Raw genomic sequence first — 2,694 nt, forward strand, 5'->3', positions numbered from 1 at the left:
TGCTCGTGCGGACGGGCGGGCCGGAGGAGCACCTGCTCGACGGCTTATGCCTGCTGCTCGACGAAATGGCCTCCTCCTGGTCGGAAAAGCAGCGCGAATGCGTGCGCATGATGCGCCGGCTCGGCGAGCAGCTCGCCGTCGCGGAGCGGCTGGATATGGCGCCCTCCACCGTGTCGCGCACGCTCGCGCGCGCCCGTTACGGGACGTGGGAACGTGCGCTAGGCGAGCTGGCCGCCTACCTCGCGGCGCAGGACGACAGCGCGGCGAAGGATATCCCGCGGGTCTATGAGCAGTGCCGCCGCCTGATGGCGCAGGACAGGTTGGCGGAAGCGGGGCAAAAGCTTTCCGCCAACCTGTCGGCGGCGGGGATCGATACGCTGCCGCGCAAGCAGCAATGCCTTTTGCACCAACTGTCCGGCGAACTGAACCGCAGGATGGGCGACGTGGGACGGGCGGTGCAGGAGTTCCGCCGCGCCCTCACGCTGGCGCAGGAAAGCCAGTGGGCGCAGGGGCAGGCCGTTGTGCTCAATAGCTTGGCGCTCTGCCAGATGGATCAAAAGGCGTACGGGGAAGCCGGGCGCACGCTTGACCAGGTCGAAGCGTTGGCGCAGTCCGCCACGGTGTCGGACAGCACGCGCTACACCATGCAGGGCAACCGGGCGGTGCTGTATGAACTGATGGGGGACCGGGATAAGGCCATCGAAGCGGAACAGGCGCTGCTGGCGCAAATGCAGCAAAACGAGGTGGACGACCCCCTTATATTAGGGAACGTATACTTTAATCTCGGCAATTCCCTGCTGAAGCAGAAAAAACGGGAAGATGGCGTCCGGTACGTCGAACAATCGCTGGGGTATTTCCAGCAGGCCTGCCCCGAAACCGACCTTAAAATCGCCAAGGTCTACACGCTGCTGGCGGCCGCCCTGGATGAACATGACCCGAAAATCTGCGAATACCTCAAAAAGGCGCTCGGCGGCTACCAGAAGAACCGCCGCTGGGATATGGTGGAGCGGGTTACGCAGTTGCTGCAGCTGGCGTACCGGCTCCGGGGCGACGAAAAGCAGGCCGCGGAATATGCGCGCCTGGCAAAGCTGGCGGCGAAAAAGGCGAAACAGTGTGATACGCTGCAACCGCCCGCGGACGGGTAAGCCCGCGGCGGCGCAGGGGGTGGGATCATGGGCATATTACACGACAACCTGTTTTTGTGCCTGCTGTGCGGGCACCTGCTCGGGGATTTTTACTTCCAGACAGACAAGATGGCAGGGCGGAAGGATGAAAGCGCGCGCGTTTTGCGTACGCACGCCCTGGTTTATGCGGGCGCGCTGCTGCTGGGGGCGCTGCCGTTCCTGCGCCGGGACGCGTTCCTGTGGGTGCTTTTGCCCATGGCGGCGCATTTTGTGATCGACGCGGCCAAGGCGGCGGCATGCGGGCGTTTTGGGGACCGCGCGGCGTTTTGCGCCGTGACCAGGCGGGGGCGGCTGTTCCTGTTTGACCAGGCGCTGCACATGGCGACGCTGGCCGCGGCGGCCTGGCTGGCGGGCNGCAGTACGCCACCGAGGCGGCGCAGGCGTTTTATGAAATGTACCTCGGCATGATGAGCGGCCTCCAGCACGGCAAAAGCGCGGCCGACCAGGATGTGCGCGCGGTGTTCGACCGCGCCGCGGACAAGGTGTGCCGCCGGTGCACGCTGTGCGCGGCCTGCTGGGAAAAGGATTATGTGGGCACGCTGAGCGCGCTCAACGACGTATCGGTCGCCATGCTGCGGCGCGGGCGCGCGGAGGCGGCGGATTTCCCGGGGCATTTTTCCGCGCGCTGCGTCAAGTTCCCGGAATTTTTGCGCGCGGTCAACGCGGCGCTGGCCGCGCTGCGCCAGCGGCAGGAATACCAAGCGCGCTGCGAGGAAAACCGCAGCCTGATCGCGCAGCAGTACGCCGGGCTGACCGGCATTTTGCGCCAGATGGGCGCGGGCATGGCGCAGGACATCACCTCGCTGCCCGCGCGCGAGCGCCAGGTCAAGCGGTATGCCGCGGCCTTCGGCAAGATCGACCGGGTGGCGGTGTACCGCGACGGCAACCGGCGCCTGCGCGTCGAGCTCGGCGGCGAGGGGGCGGAGCGCATCCTTGAGCAGGCCGAAGGNCTCCAGCTTACGGAGGGCACGGTCAAGTCCCGGCTGGCGCGCGCGCGGCGGGCGCTGCGCGAAATCCTGCTCAGGAGAGGGAACATTGTAGCGCCTTCCACGTCAAAACAGGCAGAAGGGAGGACGGTACAGTGAACGAATGCGAAAAATATGAAGAGCTGTGTTCGGCATACCTGGACGGCGAGCTTACCGCGGCCGAGCAGGCCGAACTGACGGCGCACCTGGCCGTCTGCCCGGATTGCGCAGCCTATATGGAAGCGCTGCGGCAGATGCAGGGCGGCCTTGCCGGCGGCAATATCAAACTGCCGGAGGGGCTGCACGAAGAGATCATGGACCTTGTGATGGCCGAGGCGCAGAAGACGGTCGTGCAGACCGCCAAGCCGCGCCGCCGCCCGCCGGTGTTCACGATGCTGGCCGCGGCGGTCGCCGCCGTCGTACTTGTGATGAGCGGTGCGGTCGGCGAGCTGGTCAGCAACGGCCGGGATATGCTCGGCCTGGATACCGCCCCGATGGCGGATACGGCGGACGGCCGCGCGGCGGGCGGGGGGGCGGGCCCCCCG

The 2,694-nt window shown here is 66.6% G+C and carries 4 protein-coding genes; all 4 read left to right on the forward strand.

Features of this window, described 5'->3' with window-relative positions:
• Nucleotides 1-1,145: tetratricopeptide repeat protein (locus CZ203_RS05175; RefSeq protein ID WP_159456375.1), on the forward strand; the 1,145-nt coding region annotated here is incomplete at its 5' end.
• Between the two features lie 27 nt (nt 1,146-1,172).
• On the forward strand, nt 1,173-1,592 hold the full coding sequence (locus tag CZ203_RS05180) for a DUF3307 domain-containing protein (RefSeq protein WP_087065097.1): 420 nt from the start codon (nt 1,173-1,175) through the stop codon (nt 1,590-1,592).
• A complete protein-coding gene (locus tag CZ203_RS15105) occupies nt 1,592-2,269 on the forward strand; it encodes a hypothetical protein (protein WP_456236188.1) in 678 nt (225 codons plus the stop codon). The genes CZ203_RS05180 and CZ203_RS15105 overlap by 1 nt, the downstream gene beginning before the upstream one ends.
• Nucleotides 2,266-2,694 (forward strand): anti-sigma factor family protein (locus CZ203_RS05190; RefSeq protein WP_200809436.1); only part of this gene is annotated, 429 nt, incomplete at its 3' end. The genes CZ203_RS15105 and CZ203_RS05190, both read left to right, overlap by 4 nt.

Origin of the sequence: Intestinibacillus massiliensis (genome assembly GCF_900155735.1) — a bacterium.
GTDB lineage: Bacteria > Bacillota > Clostridia > Oscillospirales > Butyricicoccaceae > Intestinibacillus > Intestinibacillus massiliensis.